Source organism: Lentzea sp. NPDC092896, from assembly GCF_044754905.1.
GTDB lineage: Bacteria > Actinomycetota > Actinomycetes > Mycobacteriales > Pseudonocardiaceae > Lentzea.
This window is the reverse complement of sequence record NZ_JBIVPX010000016.1, coordinates 58,293-76,417: the sequence shown is the minus strand read 5'-3', so window position 1 is coordinate 76,417 and position 18,125 is coordinate 58,293. Positions and strand designations below refer to the sequence as shown.

The following is an 18,125-nucleotide window of genomic DNA, read 5'->3' as shown; positions in this document are numbered from 1 at the left end:
TTCTCAGTTGTGGTGGAGGACGCAGTGACCAAGTCGCCCCGCGGTGTACGCGTCCGCCGTGCGGTTTGCAGGGCTTTGTTCGTCGTCGGTGGCGTGATCACGCTCGTCTGCGTGCTGCTGCCGATCGCGTGCTGGCGTGATGACGTGGCCATCGAGCGGTCGATGGGGCAGGCGGTCGCGCAGGTCGACTCCGTGTCCTTCAACCGGACCGTTGTGCGCTACGCCACACCCGACGGGCGCGTGATCATCCCGTCGCAGGGCGTGCTGTACCCGGACGGGCTGAAGGTCGGGGACAACGTGCGGGTCGAGTACGACCAGACGAACCCCGAACTCACCCGCGTCGCCGGCCGGACGGCGACTCTCAGCTTGCTTCCCGTTGGAACCTTCCTCGTGATCGTCTGGATCGTCATCGCCGCCGTTGTGACAGTTCTACGCAGATTTGGCGTCCGGGTGTAACATCGGGGCATGGCGGATGACCTGGAGCTGCGCTTCGAGCGCACCGTGCGGTCCGAATCGCGCATCGAACCGCGCGACTGGATGCCCGACGGCTACCGCAAGACCCTGATCAGGCAGATCGCCCAGCACGCGCACTCCGAGATCATCGGGATGCAGCCGGAGGGCAACTGGATCAGCCGCGCGCCCTCGCTGCGCCGCAAGGCGATCCTGCTCGCGAAGGTGCAGGACGAGGCAGGTCACGGCCTGTACCTGTACTCGGCGACCGAGACGCTCGGCGCCGACCGCGAGGACCTGACGACCAAGCTCATCGAGGGTCGCCAGAAGTACTCCTCGATCTTCAACTACCCGACGCTCACGTTCGCCGACGTCGGCGTCATCGGCTGGCTGGTCGACGGCGCCGCGATCTGCAACCAGGTGCCGCTGTGCCGCACGTCCTACGGGCCGTACGCGCGCGCCATGATCCGCATCTGCAAGGAAGAGTCGTTTCACCAGCGTCAGGGCTACGAGCTGCTGATGACGATGATGAGCGGCACCCAGCAGCAGCGCGACATGGTGCAGGACTCGGTGAACCGCTGGTGGTGGCCGGCGTTGATGATGTTCGGCCCGCCGGACGCCGAGTCGACGAACACCGAGCAGTCCATGGCGTGGCGGATCAAGCGCGACACCAACGACGAGCTGCGGCAGAAGTTCGTGAACATGAGCATGCCGCAGGCCGAGAAGCTGGGCGTGACCTTCCCGGACCCCGAGCTCAAGTGGAACGAAGAGCGCGGCGAGTACGACTTCGGTCAGCCCGACTGGGAAGAGTTCTGGCAGGTCGTCAAGGGCGGTGGCGTCTGCAACGAGCAGCGCATCGCCCACCGCCGCAAGGCGCACGAGGACGGTGCGTGGGTCCGTGACGCCGCGGCCGCGCACGCTCAGAAGCACGCACGTAAGGAAGGTGCCGCGTGAGCACGTCTTGGCCGCTGTGGGAAGTGTTCGTGCGCGGCAAGCGCGGGCTGAACCACGTGCACGTCGGTTCGCTGCACGCGCCGGACGCGGAGATGGCGCTGCGCAACGCCCGTGACGTCTACACGCGTCGCAACGAGGGCGTGTCGATCTGGGTGGTGCCCGCCACGGAGATCACCGCGTCCTCGCCGGACGAGAAGGACCCGTTCTTCGCGCCCGCGGGGGACAAGGTCTACCGGCACCCGACGTTCTACGCGATTCCCGAGGACGTGCCGCACCTATGAGCTTCGACAACGCTTATGAGTCGCTTCTCGGGCATGAGGACGCGCATTGGGCGTTCGGAACGGGCTTCTCGGAGGCTCTGTCCGGCGTCAACCGCGAGTTCTCCGAGGGTGTCGATCGCGAGGCGCTCGCCGCGTACTGCCTGATGCTGGGCGACGACGCGTTGATCTTCTCCCAGCGCCTCTCGGAGTGGTGCTCGCGCGCTCCCGAGCTGGAAGAGGACATCGCGCTCGCCAACATCGCGCTGGACCTGCTCGGTCAGGCCCGCATGCTGCTGACGCGCGCCGGCGAGGTGCTCGGCCGGGACGAGGACGCGCTGGCCTACCTGCGCGACGAACGCGAGTTCCGCAACGTGCACCTGGCCGAGATCGACTGCGGTCCTGGGCCCGGCGGCGACTTCGCGACGACCATCGCGCGCCTGCTGGTGTTCTCGTCGTGGCGGCTCGCTTTGTTCTCACGCCTGCGCGGCTCGGCGGACCCTGTTCTCGCCGCGATCGCCGAGAAGGGCCTCAAGGAGCTGGCCTACCACCGCGACCACGCCGCTCAGTGGACCGTTCGCCTCGGCGACGGCACCGACGAGTCGCACCGCCGCATGCAGGCGGGCCTGGAACGCGTGTGGCCGTTCGTCGACGAGCTGTTCGCGACGCACTCGGTCGAAGCCGCGCTTCAGGGCGTCGCCGTCGACCCGGCATCGCTGCGGTCCGAAGTGGACGGTGTGCTGGAGGCGGTGCTCAGCGCCGCGGGCCTCACGCGTCCCAAGGACACCCGCGCCGCTCGTGTCGCGGGCATGGCGGGCCGTGACGGCGTGCACACCGAGGTCATGGGCTACCTGCTCGCCGAGATGCAGCACCTGCACCGTTCGCTGCCGGGAGCGGTCTGGTGACGACGGCACTGGAGGTCGCGTCGGCCGTGCGGGACCCGGAACTCCCGGTCCTCACGCTGGCCGACCTCGGCGTGCTCCGCGAGGTGTCCGAACAGGACGGTCGCGTCGTCGTCACCATCACCCCGACCTACTCGGGCTGTCCCGCGATCGACGAGATGGGCGCTGACCTGCGTCGATCGCTCGTCGGCGCCGGTTACGCCGAGGTCGAGGTGCGCCTGTCGCTCTCCCCGGCCTGGACCACGGACTGGATCAGCGACGAGGGCCGTTCGAAGCTGGCCGCCGCCGGCATCGCGCCGCCGTCCCGAATCGGCCCGGCGGTCGCGGGCCCGATCCCGCTGAACCTGGTACCGCCGTCACGCCAGGTCGCGTGCCCGCAGTGCGGCTCGCTGAACACCTCGGAGATTTCACGGTTCGGCTCGACCGCGTGCAAGGCCCTGCGCCGCTGCCACGCCTGCGCCGAACCGTTCGAGCACGTCAAGGAGATCTGAGTTGTCGCGCCGCGCCGCCTTCCACAAGCTCACGGTCGCCCAGGTGGACCGCCTCTGCGACGACGCCGTGGCCGTCACCTTCGACGTGCCCGCGGACCTCTCGGAGGACTTCGCCTTCACCGCGGGCCAGTACCTGACCCTGCGCCAGGGCGACGAACGCCGCTCGTACTCGATCTGCGCCCCCACCGGCGCCGCTCCGCGCATCGGCGTGCGGCGAGTCGACGGCGGCCAGTTCTCCACCTGGCTGGTCGACCGCGTCGCCCCCGGTGACGTGCTCGAAGTCCTGCCGCCACTGGGCAAGTTCACGCCAACCGGCGTCGGCACCCACCACGGCATGGTCGTCGCGGGCTCCGGCATCACCCCGGCCCTGTCGATCGCCGCGACCGTGCTGGCCACCGGCGCCCGCGTGACCCTGATGTACGGCAACCGCAGCACGAACACGGTGATGTTCGCCGACGAGCTGGCCGACCTGAAGGACCGCTACCCGGCCACGTTCCAGCTGATCCACGTCCTGTCCCGCGAACCGCGCGACGTGGAACTGTTCACCGGCCGTCTCACCGCCGAGAAGCTGACTGCCCTGTTCGGCAGCGTCGTCCCGTTCGACGCCATCGACGAGTGGTGGCTGTGCGGCCCCTACGAGATGGTGCAGGACGCCACGGCCGTGCTGCGCGATCGCGGCGTTGCCACTGACCGCGTGCACCACGAACTCTTCTACGTGGACGAGCCACCACCCCCACCCCGCCGCACGGAAGCCGTAGTGGACGCCGCGGCTTCGGTCACGGTCGTGCTGGACGGCAAGTCGACCACGCTGCCGCTGCCCGCCGACGAGCCGATCCTGGACGCCGCCCAACGCGTCCGCGCCGACCTGCCGTTCGCCTGCAAGGGCGGGGTCTGCGGCACGTGCCGTGCGTTGGTGACCGAGGGCAGCGTCGAGATGCGCCGCAACTACGCGCTCGACGAGTCCGAGGTGGCGGCGGGATTCGTGCTGACGTGTCAGGCGTTGCCGACCAGCGAGTGCGTGACTGTCGACTTCGACGCCTGAGTTCTCCGACGAACGGGCGATGAACGTGGCACGATCAGTGCCATGGGGGTCGTCGTCCGCTCAACGCTCTGGGGTGCCGGGATCGGTGCCCTGCTGATGGGCGCCCTCACCACGGCTGTCGAGGTGAGCGTCCCGAGCGAGAACCCGTCCTCGCTCCCCGTCACGATCATCGCGATCCTCGCCATCGTCTTCATGTTCGGCGCCATCCCCGGCGGGGTCCTCGGCATCGCCGTCGGCTTCATCCGCCGCTCGGCCCAGCGGCCGAGTCAGATCCAGCGGCCGATGCATCCCCCGTTGCCGCAGCAGCCCTACGACATGTGGTCCGACCTGGTCGAACGGTGTGCGGAGTCGACGCGCCGGGTCGCCGCCGCCGTGCAGACCGTGCCGAAGTCGGCGGCCAAGGACTGGCTGCAGCGGATCAGCGAGCAGCTCACCAAGGAGCTCGACGACGTGCGCGGCATCGCGCAGCTCGGGCGGGCGCTCGGCGCGGTCGACAGTCAGCACCCGGTCTACCAGCGGTTGCTGAAGGCCTCGCACGACTTCCACCAGTTCGAGAACGAGGTCGCGCGGGTGGCGTTGCAGATGTTCGACCACCCGGAACTGGACGAGGCGCGCACGCACCTCGAGGTGCTGGAGAAGCAGCTTCCTCAGCTGTCGGCCTGAAGCGCGGACTGCCACCAGCCCAGCACCTCGTCGGCTGCCTCGGGAGCGGCGACCAGTAGTCCGTCCACGGGCAGTTGAGCGCCCTCGCCGCGTCTGTCGAGCACGACCGCACCCGACTCCACGGCCAATGACACCGCACCGGCGACGTCCCACTCGTGGTAGCCGTGCAGCACGGCCGCCGCCACGTGACCCAGCGCCACTTGTGCGACGGCCAGGCACTTGGAGCCGAGAACGCGCACGCCCGTGCCTGCTATCGCTGCCGTGGAGATGAACTCGCCCATGCCGGGCCACGGACCGGTGCGCGTCATCTCTGTGCACACGACAAGAGAGTCGCCTTGGCGTTCGGTCAGGCGGATCGGGGTACCGTTCGCGCGCATGCCACGGCCGCGGGCGGCGGCGTAGATCTGCGAGCGGTACGGGTCGGCGACCACGCCGACCACCGGGCCCCAGCGGTCCACCAACGCCAGGCTGTAGGCACACCAGGGCATGCCGGCCGTGTAGTTCGCGGTGCCGTCGACGGGATCGACGACCCAGCGGAACTCGGAGTCGCTCGGTGCGTCCCCGGAGTCGGAGTTCTCGCAGAACACCGGGATCGACGGGAACTCCTTGGTGAGCACGCGCCGGGTGTGGCGTTCCAGGGTGCGGTCGGTGTCGGTGACCCAGTCGAACGGTGACTCGCCGGAGTCGGGACGCACGCCGCGGCCGGCGGTGGCCATGATGACGTCCGAGGCGTCGTTCGCCAGGCGACCGGCCACTTCCAGCGCGATGGACACGAGGCCGGGGTCGACCGGGTGGGCGGGACGGGACGACAAGACGGTCATGCTGGCCTAGTTTCACCGCGTCGGATGACCGGGAACCCAAGCGCAGATGACGAATCGACGATCACCTGGCCACGACGTGAGGTGTTCCGTCCGCGTCAAATCTGAGGTCACGCGGACTTCATGCGGGCACCTCATGGTGTCCCTGTGCGAGTAGCGATCGTGACCGAGAGCTTCCTGCCTCAGGTGAACGGCGTCACCAACTCCGTGCTCCGCGTGCTGGAGCACCTGCGCCGCAACGGCCATCAGGCGCTGGTCGTGGCGCCCGGTGCCGGCGCGGACGAACACCACGGCACGCCCGTCGTCAGAGTGTCTGCGGTCGACGTGCCGATGGTGACCAGTCTGCCCATCGGCGTGCCCAGCCCGAGAGTGCTGCACGCGCTCGCCGACTTCCGGCCCGACGTCGTGCACCTCGCGTCGCCGTTCGTGCTGGGCGCGTACGGCCTCAGAGCCGCGCGCAAGCTCGACGTGCCGACCGTCGCGGTCTACCAGACCGACGTGGCCGGGTTCGCCGGCAACTACGGCCTCGGGCTCACCAAGCGCGCGGCGTGGCGGTGGACCAAACGCCTGCACACACTGGCGGACCGCACGCTGGCGCCGTCGAGTTCGGCGGTCGAGGCGCTGGAACACCACGGCGTGCCGCGCGTGCACCGATGGGGCCGCGGCGTCGACATCGACCTCTTCCACCCGCGCCCCCGGCACAACGACGAGCTCACCATCGGCTACGTCGGCCGCCTCGCGCCGGAGAAGCAGGTCTCGAGGCTCAAGGAACTGCACGACCTGCCGGGCGTGAAGCTGCGGATCGTCGGCGACGGCCCGGACCGCGAGCAGCTCGAGAAGGACATGCCGAACGCGGAGTTCCTCGGTTTCCGCACCGGCCACGAACTTGCCGAGGCCTACGCGTCGTTGGACGTCTTCATCCACACGGGCCCGCACGAGACGTTCTGCCAGGCCGTGCAGGAGGCCCTGGCGACCGGCCTGCCGGTGCTCGCGCCGAACGCGGGCGGCCCGCGCGACCTCGTTCGGCACGGCCGCACGGGCTACCTCTTCGAAGAAGACATCGCGCAGTACGTGGACCTGCTCCGCGACCCGATGCTGCGCAAGCGGTTCGGTCTGGCGGCCCGCAAGTCGGTCCTCTCCCGCACCTGGCCGGCGATCTGCGACCAGCTGATGGGTCACTACGCCGCAGTGATCGGACTAACTCACCAGGCGGCCGCTTGAGGATCGTGCAGCTCGCCAACTTCTACGGCCCCAAGTCGGGCGGCCTCCGCACCGCGCTGCACCACCTCGGCACCGGCTACGCGCAGCTGGGCCACGAGGTGGTGCTGGTCGTGCCGGGCCCCCGCCACGCGGACGAGGAACTGCCGGGCGGAGTCCGCCGCATCACGCTGCCCGCGGTCAAGATCCCGTACACCGGCGGCTACCGCGTGGTGGACCCGTGGCGCGTCAAAACCCTGATGGAACACCTTCGACCGGACCGCCTGGAGGTCTCCGACCGCCTGACCCTGCGCGGCATGGGCGCGTGGGCGAGCGAGCGCGACATCCCGAACGTGGTCATCTCCCACGAACGCCTGGACCGCCTGCTGCAGTTCGTGCTGCCGACCACCCCGGCCGTCCACGCCGCGGACTGGGCGAACCGCCGCATGGCCGCCTCCTACGACACCGTCGTCTGCACGACAGGTTTCGCCCGCGAGGAGTTCGAACGAATCGGCGCCTCGAACGTCACCCAGGTCCCGCTGGGCGTGGACCTGACCACGTTCACCCCGAGCAGACACTCCGCAGACCTTCGCCGAGACCTCTTGCAGGGCAAGGAGAACCTGCTGATCCACTGTGGACGATTGTCGCCGGAGAAGCACGTGGAACGCTCCGTGGACACCCTCGCCGAACTGCACGAACAGGGCCACTCCACCCGCCTGGTGATCGCCGGCGACGGTCCGAGACGCGCCTCCCTGGAAAAGCGGGCGGCGGGCTTGCCGGTGACGTTCCTGGGCTTCGTGAAGTCCCGCCTGGACGTGGCCTCCCTGCTGGCGTCAGCAGACCTGTCCCTGGCGCCGGGCCCACACGAAACGTTCGGCCTGGCCGCACTGGAAGCCCTGGCGAGCGGCACTCCGGTGGTCGTAAGCCAGAGCAGCGCTCTAAAGGAAATCGTCCAACCGTCCTGCGGCGCCGCGGTCTCCGACGACGCCCCGGCCTTCGCCTCCGCGGCTCAGCGCCTGCTGACGTCAGGCTCGAGAGAGGCTGCCAGAGCCAGAGCCGAGGAGTACCCGTGGCACACGGCGGTGGACGGCATGCTGACCGCCCTGAAGGTGCCCTGAAGATGATCTCAGCGAGCCTGACTTAGTCTCTAGTCATGTCGCGAGCCGGCCTGGACAAGAACCCCCGCGAAGTAGCCGAGATGTTCGACGGCGTGGCCAAGGGCTACGACCGCACGAACTCGGTCATGACGCTGGGCTTCGACCGCCGCTGGCGGGACTGGAGCAGGCGCGTCCTGGACGCCCGCCCGAACGAGAAGGTCCTGGACCTGGCCGCGGGCACCGCGGTCTCGACCGTCGAGTACGCCGCGTCAGGCGCCTGGTGCGTGGCGGCGGACTTCTCCGTCGGCATGCTCGCCTCAGGAGCCCACCGCCGAGTCCCGAAGGTGGCGGCGGACGCCCTCCGCCTGCCCTTCAAGGACAACTCGTTCGACGCGGTCACGGTCTCCTTCGGCATCCGCAACTTCAACGACACGGTCGTGGCCCTCCAGGAGATGGCCCGTGTGACCAAGCCGGGCGGCCGCATGGTGATCTGCGAGGTCTCCACGCCGGTCTGGAAGCCGTTCCGCTTCGTCTACATGCGCTACCTGCTCAAACTCCTCCCGCTGATCGCGAAGTTCGTCTCGAGCAACCCGGTCGCGTACTCGTACCTGGCCGAATCCATGGCCACGTGGCCGGACCAGCGTTCGCTCGGTGAGCTCATCTCGCAGGCGGGCTGGGAGGACGTGGCCTGGTTCAACCTGACCGGCGGCATGGTCGCCCTGCACCGCGCGACGAAGCCGAAGCCGAAGCCGAAGGCAGAACCCGAGGACGCGGAGAAGCCGACGGCCTGAGGCACTGCCCCGCAAGGTGACCACGTACGAGTCCTGGCGTGGCGATGCGAAGCGAGCCGTCTGAACCTAGAGCGCCGGGTAGCGGTGAGCCCCGCTCATGGCGATTGGGGCTTGACCTTGAGGGGCTGGGTGCCACCCTCGTGGGCTCGGCCGGGGCGCTTTGAACCCCGGTCTTTGAGGCCGACTACGCGCCCAGCTAGAGGCTCAAGGTCAAGCCCCAATCGCAACCCCGCACTTCGTCACGACCCGCGCAAGCACCCTCGCAAGGCGACCGTCCGCACGGAACGCGACCAACCCCGCTGGAACGCGACAAACGCTCGCAAGCCGACCCGCACCGCCCCAGCCCCCGAGACCCTCAGCAATGTCCGGTTAGAGTCGCCAGCAGAAGCTGTGACCGGTACACGCAGGGAGTCTGGATGAGCAGGCGCGGGATCAACGAGGACGCCGACGTCATCGTGGTGGGGGCGGGACCGTCGGGCTCGACCGCGGCCACCTACCTCGCCAGGGCGGGCCTCGACGTTCTCCTCCTGGAGAAGAGCACCTTCCCCAGGGAGAAGGTCTGCGGCGACGGCCTGACCCCCCGTGGCGTCAAGCAACTCATCGACCTGGGCATCGACACCCGCGAGAGCAACGGCTGGCTCCACAACAAGGGGCTCAGGGTCGTCGGCGGCGGCGTCACGATGGAGCTGGACTGGCCGGATCTGGCCACGTTCCCGAACTACGGCGTCGTGCGTCCGCGGATGGACTTCGACGAGATGCTCGCGAACGCGGCGAAGGCGGCCGGCGCGCGCATGCACGAGCACACCACGGTCACCAAGGCCATCATCGAGAACGGCCGGGTCGTCGGCGTCGAGGCCAAGCAGGGACCGGAAAAGAACCCGGTCACCTACCGGGCCCCGATCGTCGTCGGTTGTGACGGTGTGTCAGCTCGTTTGGCTCTGAGCATCGGCCTGCAGAAGGACGACGCCAAGCCGATGGGCGTGGCGGTCCGCCGCTACTACAACAGCCCGCGCACCAAGGACGACTACCTCGAGTCGCACCTCGAGCTCTGGGCACCGGACGGCCAGCTGCTGCCCGGCTACGGCTGGATCTTCGGCATGGGCGACGGCAGCGTGAACGTCGGTCTGGGCATTCTCAGCACGTCAAAGGCCTACGGGACGACCGACTACCGCCAGCTCCTGCGCAGCTGGCTCGACGGCACGCCGGAGGAGTGGGGCTTCCGCGAGGAGAACGCGACGAGCCGCATCGGCGGCGCCGCGCTTCCCATGGGCCTCAACCGCAAGCCGCACTACCGGGCGGGCCTGCTGCTCGTCGGCGACGCCGGCGGCATGGTCAACCCCTTCAACGGCGAGGGCATCGGCTACGCCATGGAGTCGGCGAAGATCGCCTCCGAGTCGATCGTCCAGGCACTCGCGCGCACCGGCGTCAACCGTGAACGGGCGCTGCACGGCTACCCCGTCCGGATCGAAGAGGCGCTCGGCAGTTACTACCGGCTCGGGAACGTCTTCTCGAAGCTCATCGGAAACCCGGCGATCATGCGGACCGCAACGAAGTACGGAATGCCGCGGAAACGCCTGATGAAACTGGTGCTCAAGCTCCTGGCGGGCCTCTACGACCCCAAGGACGGCGACTCAATGGACCGCCTGATCGTGGCCGCCACGAAGCTCGCTCCCAGCGCGTAAATTACTCCGAATAGGTGACGGCACCGGCTCAATACGAGCCGGTGCCGTTTCGCATGTGTCCACCACGTTAAAGCCCCAGGTCAGACCCTGTGATCTAGGTCATTTACAGGCGTTCTACACTGGCGGGCGACCTTGTGAATCACTTCACAACAGTCTGAACAAGCTTGTGAACTGTTTCACAAGCGTTTGTTAGGTTCGCCTAACAAACGCGCTGCACAACAACACCCTTAGGGTGCGGGCGACCGCGAGGAAAGGACGACGGAGCGTGCTTGACCCTTACCTCCCCCTCGTATTGATGTTCGCGCTCGCCGGGGCGTTCGCACTGTTCTCGGTGACCGCGGCTCCCTACATCGGACCGCGCCGCTACAACAAGGCGAAGCTCGACGCGTACGAGTGCGGCATCGAGCCGAGCCCGCAGCCCGTCATCGGTGGTGGGCGCATGCCCGTCGCCTACTACCTGACGGCGATGCTGTTCATCTTGTTCGACATCGAAATGGTCTTCCTCTACCCGTTCGCCGTAGCGGCCGACAAGCTCGGCCTGTTCGGGCTGGTGGAGATCGTCCTGTTCGTCGCCACGGTCGGCTTCGCGTACGTCTACGTGTGGCGTCGCGGCGGCCTCGACTGGAACTGAGGAAGTCATGGGTCTCGAGGAGAAGCTCCCGAACGGCATCCTGCTGGTCAGCGTCGAGAAGCTGGTCAACTGGACCCGCAAGTCCTCGCTGTGGCCTGCCACCTTCGGCCTGGCCTGCTGCGCCATCGAGATGATGACGACGGGTGGTCCGCGGTACGACCTGGCCCGCTTCGGCATGGAGGTCTTCCGGGCCTCACCGCGCCAGGCGGACCTGATGATCGTGGCCGGCCGCGTCACCAACAAGATGGCGCCGGTGCTGCGGCAGATCTACGACCAGATGCCCGAGCCGCGCTGGGTGCTGGCCATGGGCGTGTGCGCCAGCACTGGCGGCATGTTCAACAACTACGCGGTGGTGCAGGGCGTCGACCACGTCGTGCCCGTCGACATGTACCTGCCGGGCTGCCCGCCGCGGCCGGAGATGCTGATGGACGCGATCCTCAAGATCCACGCCAAGATCATGGACGAGCCGCTCAACGCCGTGCGCGCCAAGGCACTCGCCGACTCGGGCTACCGCACCGATCTCATCCCGTCGTCCGAGCGTTTTGCGAGGAAGAAGTGACCGAGCCAGGGGGCGAGCACTCCAGCGTCAACCGCGCGGGAGAAGACCTCGAGAAGACCAATCCGACAGACGCCAAAGCGAAGGCGCCGATCTTCGCGGGCAAGGACCGCCAGGGACTCTTCGGCGTCTCCGGCTCCGGTGACACGTCGGGCTTCGGTGGCCTGCGGTTGCCCGCCCACGTCGCCGCGCCCGCCGAGCGCCCGTTCGGTGGCTGGTTCGACGAGGTCGCGGACGAGCTGTTCGCGTCGATCGCGGACAAGGGCCTGCCCGCCGACACGGTGCAGCAGGTGACGGTCGACCGCGGCGAGATCACCTTCTACCTCAAGCCGGAGACGCTGCTGGAGGTCGCGCGGATCTTCCGCGACACCCCGGCGCTGCGCTTCGAGCTCTGCAGCTCCGTGTCCGGTGTGGACTACGGCGCCGACGTGCCGCAGCGCCTGCACTCGGTCGTTCACCTCACGTCGATGACGTACCGCCGCCGCGTGCGGCTGGAGGTCGCGGTCGACGTCGAGCACCCGCACGTGCCGAGCCTCGTCGAGGTCTACCCGACGGCGGACTGGCAGGAGCGCGAGACCTGGGACATGTTCGGGATCATCTACGACGGTCACCCCGGACTGACCCGCATCCTCATGCCGGACGACTGGGACGGACACCCCCAGCGCAAGGACTACCCGCTGGGTGGCATCCCGGTGGAGTACAAGGGCGCGGAGATTCCTCCGCCGGACCAGAGGCGGTCCTACTCATGACCGAGCGGCTTTCCGACGCGACGACCGGCACCGACACGAGCGGGCCCGGCCGCGACTCCGTGGAGACCAAAGAGACTCCCGAGATCGCCGACTCCCGGAAGACCACCGAGGGCACCGTCTACACGGTGACCGGCGGCGACTGGGACGAGGTGCTCGCGGACGCGGTCCACGACGAGCGCATCGTCATGAACCTCGGCCCGCAGCACCCCTCGACCCACGGCGTGCTCCGCCTGGTCCTGGAGCTCGAGGGCGAGACGGTCACGCACGCGCGCAGCGTCATCGGGTACCTGCACACCGGAATCGAGAAGAACCTCGAGTACCGGAACTGGGTCCAGGGCGTCACCTTCATCACGCGCACCGACTACCTCGCGCCGCTGCACCACGAGGCCGCGTACTGCATGGCCGTCGAGAAGCTGCTCGGCGTCACGGTGCCGGACAAGGCGCAGGCGATCCGCGTGCTGCTGATGGAGATCAACCGCATCAGCTCGCACCTCGTCGCGCTCGCCACCGGCGGCATGGAGCTCGGTGCCCTCACCGGCATGACCTCCGGCTTCCGCGAGCGCGAAGAGGCCCTGCACCTGCTGGAGCACCTCACCGGCCTGCGGATGAACCACGCGTTCATCCGTCCCGGTGGTCTCGCGCAGGACCTGCCGGACGACGCGGTCGAGAAGATCACCGCGTTCGTCAAGATCATGGAAAAGCGGCTGCCGGACTACGACAAGCTGCTCACCGGTCAGCCGATCTGGCGCAACCGCATGGCGGGCGTGGGTTACCTGCCCGTCGACGCGTGCCTCGCGCTCGGCATCACCGGCCCGATCCTGCGCTCCGCCGGCCTCGCCTGGGACCTGCGCAAGATCGAGCCGTACAGCGGCTACGAGAACTACCAGTTCGACGTGCCGACCTCGAACGCGGCGGACTGCTTCGCGCGGTACCTGCTGCGGCTCGAGGAGATGCACCAGTCGCTGCGGATCATCAAGCAGGTCGTGAAGAGCCTGCCGACCGGTCCGGTCATGGTCGAGGACGCGAAGATCGCGTGGCCGGCCCAGCTCACGATCGGCAGCGACGGCATGGGCAACTCGCTCGAGCACGTCCGCAAGATCATGGGCCAGTCCATGGAGTCCCTGATCCACCACTTCAAGCTGGTGACCGAGGGCTTCAAGGTTCCGGCGGGCCAGGTCTACGTGCCGGTCGAGTCGCCGCGCGGCGAGCTCGGCTACCACGTCGTCTCCGACGGCGGCACCAGGCCGATGCGCGTGCACCTGCGCGAACCAAGCTTCGTGAACCTCCAGTCGATGCCCGCGATGTGCGAGGGCGGCATGGTCGCCGACGTGATCGCGTCCGTCGCCTCGATCGACCCCGTGATGGGTGGTTGCGACCGATGACTCAGGCACAGGACACCGCCTTCGACCAGTCCACTGTGGACCGGGCGCAGGCGATCGTCGCTCGTTACCCGCAGGCCCGCAGCGCGCTGCTGCCGATGCTGCACCTGGTGCAGTCGGTCGAGGGCTACGTCTCCCAGGACGGCATCCGGTTCTGCGCCGGGCAGCTCGACCTGAGCGAGGCCGAGGTCAGCGCGGTCGCGACGTTCTACACGATGTACAAGCGCAAGCCGTGCGGTGAGCACCTGGTCAGCGTGTGCACGAACACGCTGTGCGCGGCGCTGGGCGGCGACGCCATCTACTCGACCCTCAAGGACCACCTCGGGGTGGGCCACGAGGAGACCGCGGGCGAGCCGGGCACGACCGGTTCGATCACGCTGGAGCACGCCGAGTGCCTCGCCGCGTGCGACCTCGGCCCGGTGCTGCAGGTCAACTACGAGTTCTACGACAACCAGACGCCGGACAAGGCGCTGGGACTCGTGAAGGCGTTGCAGTCAGGGGACAAGCCCGCCCCGACGCGCGGTGCCCCGCTCACCGACTTCAAGCAGGCCGAGCTCCAGCTCGCCGGGTTCTTCGAGGGTCGCGACGCCGACCTCGACGGCCCGTCGGCGGCGCCGGAGACGCTGGCCGGTGCGCAGATCGCCAAGGACCGCGGCTGGGACGCGCCGAACACGCCGTCCACGGTCGAGTTCCCTGCCCTGCCGGAAAAGAAGTAGGGAAGACAATGGTTGACCCGCTGACTCCTGTTCTCACCAAGCGCTGGACTGAGCCCAAGTCCTGGACCATCGAGACCTACGAGCGCACCGGTGGCTACACCGCCCTGCCCAAGGCGCTGACGGCCCACCCGGACCAGCTCATCCAGCAGTGCAAGGACTCCGGACTGCGCGGCCGCGGCGGCGCGGGGTTCCCCACCGGCATGAAGTGGGGCTTCATCCCGCAGGGCGACGGCAAGCCGCACTACCTCGTCATCAACGCCGACGAGGGCGAGCCCGGTACCTGCAAGGACATCCCGCTGATGATGGCGGACCCGCACTCGCTGATCGAGGGCGTGATCATCACGTCGTTCGCGATCCGCGCGAACTTCGCGGCGATCTACGTCCGCGGCGAGGTCCTGCACTGCATCCGCCGCCTCAACGCGGCGGTGCGCGAGGCGTACGCCAAGGGCTACCTGGGCAAGAACATCCTCGGCAGCGGGTTCGACCTCGACGTGGTGATCCACGCCGGCGCCGGCGCGTACATCTGCGGCGAGGAGACCGCGCTGCTCGACTCGCTGGAGGGCCGTCGTGGCCAGCCGCGACTCAAGCCGCCGTTCCCCGCGACCTCGGGCCTCTACGCGTCGCCCACTGTCGTGAACAACGTCGAGACCATCGCGTCGGTTCCCTTCATCGTCAACGGTGGCGCCGACTGGTTCCGCGAGATGGGCCGCGACCGCTCACCCGGTCCGAAGATCTACTCGCTGTCCGGTCACGTGACGCGTCCCGGCCAGTACGAGGCGCCGATGGGCACCACGCTCCGGCAGCTGCTGGACATGGCCGGTGGCATGAAGGACGGCATCCCGATCAAGTTCTGGACGCCGGGTGGCTCGTCCACCCCGCTGTTCACGGCGGAGCACCTCGACGTGCCGCTGGACTTCGAGGGTGCCGCCGAGGCCGGTTCGATGCTGGGCACCACCGCCCTGCAGATCTTCAACGAGACCGTGTCCGTGCCGTGGGCCGTCATGAAGTGGACGGAGTTCTACAAGCACGAGTCGTGCGGCAAGTGCACGCCGTGCCGCGAGGGCACGTACTGGCTCGTGAAGATCCTGCAGCGGATGGTGGCGGGCAACGGCACGGCGAGCGACATCGACACGTTGCTCGACGTCTGCGACAACATCCTCGGCCGCTCGTTCTGCGCGCTGGGTGACGGTGCCGTCAGCCCGATCACCAGTGGCATCAAGTACTTCAAGGACGAGTTCCTCGCCCTGTGCGACCAGAACTCCAAGGTCCTGGCTGGAGCGAACGCATGACCATCGCGCCTGACAAGCCCACTGAGGCTGAGGTCGTTGTCCCAGAAGGACACGTCAAGCTCGTCATCGACGGCGAGACGGTCGTCGCGCCCAAGGGCGAGCTGCTGATCCGCACGGCCGAGCGCCTCGGCACGGTCATCCCGCGCTTCTGCGACCACCCGTTGCTGGAGCCCGCGGGCGCCTGCCGCCAGTGCCTCGTCGAGGTCGAGATGGGCGGCCGGCCGATGCCGAAGCCGCAGGCCTCCTGCACGATGACGGTCGCGGACGGCATGGTCGTGAAGACCCAGCTGACCTCGCCCGTCGCGGACAAGGCCCAGCAGGGTGTGATGGAGCTGCTGCTCATCAACCACCCGCTGGACTGCCCGATCTGCGACAAGGGCGGTGAGTGCCCGCTGCAGAACCAGGCGCTCGCCCACGGCCGCAGCGACTCCCGCTTCCACGAGCACAAGCGGACGTTCCCGAAGCCGATCAGCATCTCCACGCAGGTGTTGCTCGACCGCGAGCGTTGCGTGCTCTGCCAGCGCTGCACCCGGTTCTCCGCGCAGATCGCCGGCGACCCGTTCATCGAGCTGCTGGAGCGCGGCTCGCAGCAGCAGATCGGCATCGCGCAGGAGAAGCCGTTCCAGAGCTACTTCTCCGGCAACACCATCCAGATCTGCCCGGTCGGCGCTTTGACGAGCGCGGCCTACCGCTTCCGCGCCCGGCCGTTCGACCTGGTGTCGGCGCCCGGTGTGTGCGAGCACTGCTCCTCCGGTTGCGCCGAGCGCACCGACTACCGGCGGGGCAAGGTGCAGCGCAAGCTCGCCGGCGACGACCCGCAGGTCAACGAGGAGTGGATCTGCGACAAGGGCCGGTTCGCCTTCCGCTACGCCACGACCGGTGACCGCATCAGGCGTCCGCTGGTCCGCGACGCCGAGTCCGGTGAGCTGCGCGAGTCGTCCTGGACCGAGGCGCTGCAGGTCGCGGCGGCCGGTCTGACGGCGGCCCGCGAGGCGAACGGCGTCGGCGTGCTGACCGGTGGCCGGCTGACCGTCGAGGACGCCTACGCGTACTCGAAGTTCGCCCGGATCGCCTTGCACACCAACGACATCGACTTCCGCGCCCGGCCGCACAGCGCCGAGGAGCTGGAGTTCCTGTCCGGCACCGCGGTGTTCACGAACCCGGAGACCGGAGTCACCTTCCAGGGCATCGAGTCCGCACCGGCCGCGCTGCTGGTCGCGTTCGAGCCCGAGGAAGAGGCGCCGATCGTCTTCCTGCGCCTGCGCAAGGCCGCTCGCAAGGGCACCACGAAGGTCTTCCACCTCGGCCAGTACACGACCCCGGCCGTCGAGAAGACCTACGGCACGCTGCTCGCCTGCGTGCCCGGTGCCGAGGCGAACGCCATCAACGCGTTGCCGGAGCACGCTTCCGACGTCGTCGACCTGCTCGGCAAGCCCGGTGCGGTGATCCTGGTCGGCGAGCGCGCCGCCGAGATCCCCGGCACGTTCTCCGCGGTCGCCAGGCTGGCCGAGCGCACGGGCGCCAAGGTCGCGTGGATTCCGCGCCGTGCCGGTGAGCGCGGTGCGCTCGCGGTCGGTGCCACGCCGAACCTGCTGCCCGGCGGCCGTCACGTCGCGAACGCCGCGGCGCGCACCGAGGTCGAGCGCACCTGGGGCGTCGAGGAGGGCTCGCTTCCCGCGACGCCTGGCCGCGACACCACGGGCATCCTCGAAGCCGCCGCGAACGGCGAGCTGTCCGGTCTGCTGATCGGTGGCGTCGACCCGTTCGACCTGCCGGACCCGCGGCTCGCGGAAAAGGCCCTGTCGGGCGCCGGTTTCGTCGTGAGCCTGGAGCTTCGGCCCAGCGCGGTCACCGCGTACGCCGACGTCGTGCTCCCGATCGCCCCGGTGGTCGAGAAGTCCGGCAGCTTCCTCAACTGGGAGGGCCGCCGCCGCGAGTTCGGCGCGACGCTCGAAGGCACCGGCGCGCTGCCGGACTGCCGCGTGCTCGACACCCTCGCGGTGGAGATGGACGCGGACCTGTTCACGCAGACGCCCGCCGCCTCGGCCGCCGACCTGGCCCGCCTGGGCGAGGGCACGCCGAGCGGTTCCTCGCTCAACGTCGCCGCGCCGCTGGTGTCCCCGGCCGGTGCCGGCAAGGCAGTGCTCGCCACGTGGCACCGCCTGCTCGGCAACGGCTCGCTGCAGGTCGACGAGCCGAACCTCGCCGGTACGGCCCGCCCGGTCGTCGCGAAGGTCGCCGTGACCACCGCACAGCAGTTCGGCCTGGAGAACGGTGGTCAGGTCACGGTCTCCACCGACCGCGGCGCGATCACGCTCCCGGTCGAGACCGACGACCTGCCCGAGGGCGTCATCTGGCTGCCCACCAACTCGGGTGACGTGACCGTGCGCCGCACGCTCGGCGCGGGCCACGGCTCGATCGTCTCCGTCAGTGGGGTGAAGTCATGACCCAGCAGTTCGTC

19 protein-coding genes are annotated in these 18,125 nt (G+C 68.8%); 18 read left to right on the top strand and 1 reads right to left on the bottom strand.

The window, feature by feature from the left end:
- Nucleotides 1-24: 24 nt before the first annotated feature.
- The 7 genes from ACIQF0_RS45345 to ACIQF0_RS45315 are packed head-to-tail and all read left to right on the top strand — an operon-like array spanning nt 25 to nt 4,759.
- A complete protein-coding gene (locus ACIQF0_RS45345) occupies nt 25-456 on the top strand; it encodes a DUF3592 domain-containing protein (protein WP_360045148.1) in 432 nt (143 codons plus the stop codon).
- A gap of 9 nt (nt 457-465) precedes the next feature.
- Nucleotides 466-1,404: a 1,2-phenylacetyl-CoA epoxidase subunit PaaA gene (gene paaA, locus ACIQF0_RS45340; protein WP_401040919.1), complete on the top strand. Its 939-nt coding sequence runs from the start codon at nt 466-468 to the stop codon at nt 1,402-1,404.
- The gene (paaB, locus tag ACIQF0_RS45335; RefSeq protein WP_090065945.1) at nt 1,401-1,685 is read left to right on the top strand and encodes a 1,2-phenylacetyl-CoA epoxidase subunit PaaB; all 285 of its coding nucleotides are present in this window, start codon (nt 1,401-1,403) and stop codon (nt 1,683-1,685) included. The genes paaA and paaB overlap by 4 nt, the downstream gene beginning before the upstream one ends.
- Nucleotides 1,682-2,566: a 1,2-phenylacetyl-CoA epoxidase subunit PaaC gene (gene paaC / locus ACIQF0_RS45330; RefSeq protein WP_401040915.1), complete on the top strand. Its 885-nt coding sequence runs from the start codon at nt 1,682-1,684 to the stop codon at nt 2,564-2,566. The genes paaB and paaC overlap by 4 nt, the downstream gene beginning before the upstream one ends.
- The gene (gene paaD, locus ACIQF0_RS45325) at nt 2,563-3,054 is read left to right on the top strand and encodes a 1,2-phenylacetyl-CoA epoxidase subunit PaaD (RefSeq protein WP_360045138.1); all 492 of its coding nucleotides are present in this window, start codon (nt 2,563-2,565) and stop codon (nt 3,052-3,054) included. The genes paaC and paaD overlap by 4 nt, the downstream gene beginning before the upstream one ends.
- A gap of 1 nt (nt 3,055) precedes the next feature.
- A complete protein-coding gene (gene paaE / locus ACIQF0_RS45320; protein WP_401040912.1) occupies nt 3,056-4,096 on the top strand; it encodes a 1,2-phenylacetyl-CoA epoxidase subunit PaaE in 1,041 nt (346 codons plus the stop codon).
- 42 nt (nt 4,097-4,138) lie between these two features.
- Nucleotides 4,139-4,759: a hypothetical protein gene (locus ACIQF0_RS45315; RefSeq protein ID WP_401040909.1), complete on the top strand. Its 621-nt coding sequence runs from the start codon at nt 4,139-4,141 to the stop codon at nt 4,757-4,759.
- On the opposite strand, the gene ACIQF0_RS45310 is transcribed toward ACIQF0_RS45315, so the two are convergent.
- A complete protein-coding gene (locus ACIQF0_RS45310; RefSeq protein WP_360045129.1) occupies nt 4,744-5,580 on the bottom strand; it encodes an inositol monophosphatase in 837 nt (278 codons plus the stop codon). The genes ACIQF0_RS45315 and ACIQF0_RS45310 overlap by 16 nt on opposite strands.
- A 144-nt stretch (nt 5,581-5,724) precedes the next feature.
- On the opposite strand from ACIQF0_RS45310, the gene ACIQF0_RS45305 reads away from it, so the two are divergent.
- From ACIQF0_RS45305 to ACIQF0_RS45255, 11 genes are all read left to right on the top strand, one after another.
- On the top strand, nt 5,725-6,798 hold the full coding sequence (locus ACIQF0_RS45305) for a glycosyltransferase family 1 protein (RefSeq protein WP_360045126.1): 1,074 nt from the start codon (nt 5,725-5,727) through the stop codon (nt 6,796-6,798).
- Complete coding sequence (locus ACIQF0_RS45300; protein ID WP_401040906.1) at nt 6,795-7,892, top strand: glycosyltransferase; 1,098 nt, start codon at nt 6,795-6,797, stop codon at nt 7,890-7,892. The genes ACIQF0_RS45305 and ACIQF0_RS45300 overlap by 4 nt, the downstream gene beginning before the upstream one ends.
- 35 nt (nt 7,893-7,927) lie before the next feature.
- Nucleotides 7,928-8,662 carry a demethylmenaquinone methyltransferase gene (locus tag ACIQF0_RS45295; RefSeq protein WP_401040904.1) on the top strand — a complete coding sequence of 245 codons (735 nt, stop codon included), beginning with the start codon at nt 7,928-7,930 and terminating at the stop codon, nt 8,660-8,662.
- 416 nt (nt 8,663-9,078) lie between these two features.
- Nucleotides 9,079-10,344 carry a geranylgeranyl reductase family protein gene (locus ACIQF0_RS45290; protein ID WP_360046986.1) on the top strand — a complete coding sequence of 422 codons (1,266 nt, stop codon included), beginning with the start codon at nt 9,079-9,081 and terminating at the stop codon, nt 10,342-10,344.
- Nucleotides 10,345-10,609: 265 nt separating this feature from the next.
- Complete coding sequence (locus tag ACIQF0_RS45285) at nt 10,610-10,975, top strand: NADH-quinone oxidoreductase subunit A (RefSeq protein WP_360046987.1); 366 nt, start codon at nt 10,610-10,612, stop codon at nt 10,973-10,975.
- A 7-nt stretch (nt 10,976-10,982) separates the two neighbouring features.
- Entirely contained in the window at nt 10,983-11,534 is a 552-nt protein-coding gene (locus ACIQF0_RS45280) for an NADH-quinone oxidoreductase subunit B family protein (RefSeq protein WP_086666372.1), read from the top strand.
- Nucleotides 11,531-12,280, top strand: a complete 750-nt coding sequence (locus ACIQF0_RS45275) for an NADH-quinone oxidoreductase subunit C (RefSeq protein ID WP_360046988.1) — start codon at nt 11,531-11,533, stop codon at nt 12,278-12,280. The genes ACIQF0_RS45280 and ACIQF0_RS45275 overlap by 4 nt, the downstream gene beginning before the upstream one ends.
- Nucleotides 12,277-13,662, top strand: coding sequence for an NADH-quinone oxidoreductase subunit D (locus ACIQF0_RS45270; RefSeq protein WP_360046989.1), 1,386 nt, complete (start codon nt 12,277-12,279; stop codon nt 13,660-13,662). Before ACIQF0_RS45275 ends, ACIQF0_RS45270 begins: the two co-directional genes overlap by 4 nt.
- Nucleotides 13,659-14,375, top strand: coding sequence for an NADH-quinone oxidoreductase subunit NuoE (gene nuoE, locus ACIQF0_RS45265; protein ID WP_401040897.1), 717 nt, complete (start codon nt 13,659-13,661; stop codon nt 14,373-14,375). Before ACIQF0_RS45270 ends, nuoE begins: the two co-directional genes overlap by 4 nt.
- Nucleotides 14,376-14,383: 8 nt before the next feature.
- On the top strand, nt 14,384-15,664 hold the full coding sequence (nuoF, locus tag ACIQF0_RS45260) for an NADH-quinone oxidoreductase subunit NuoF (RefSeq protein ID WP_360046991.1): 1,281 nt from the start codon (nt 14,384-14,386) through the stop codon (nt 15,662-15,664).
- On the top strand, nt 15,661-18,111 hold the full coding sequence (locus ACIQF0_RS45255; protein ID WP_401040894.1) for an NADH-quinone oxidoreductase subunit G: 2,451 nt from the start codon (nt 15,661-15,663) through the stop codon (nt 18,109-18,111). The genes nuoF and ACIQF0_RS45255 overlap by 4 nt, the downstream gene beginning before the upstream one ends.
- Nucleotides 18,112-18,125 lie beyond the last annotated feature (14 nt).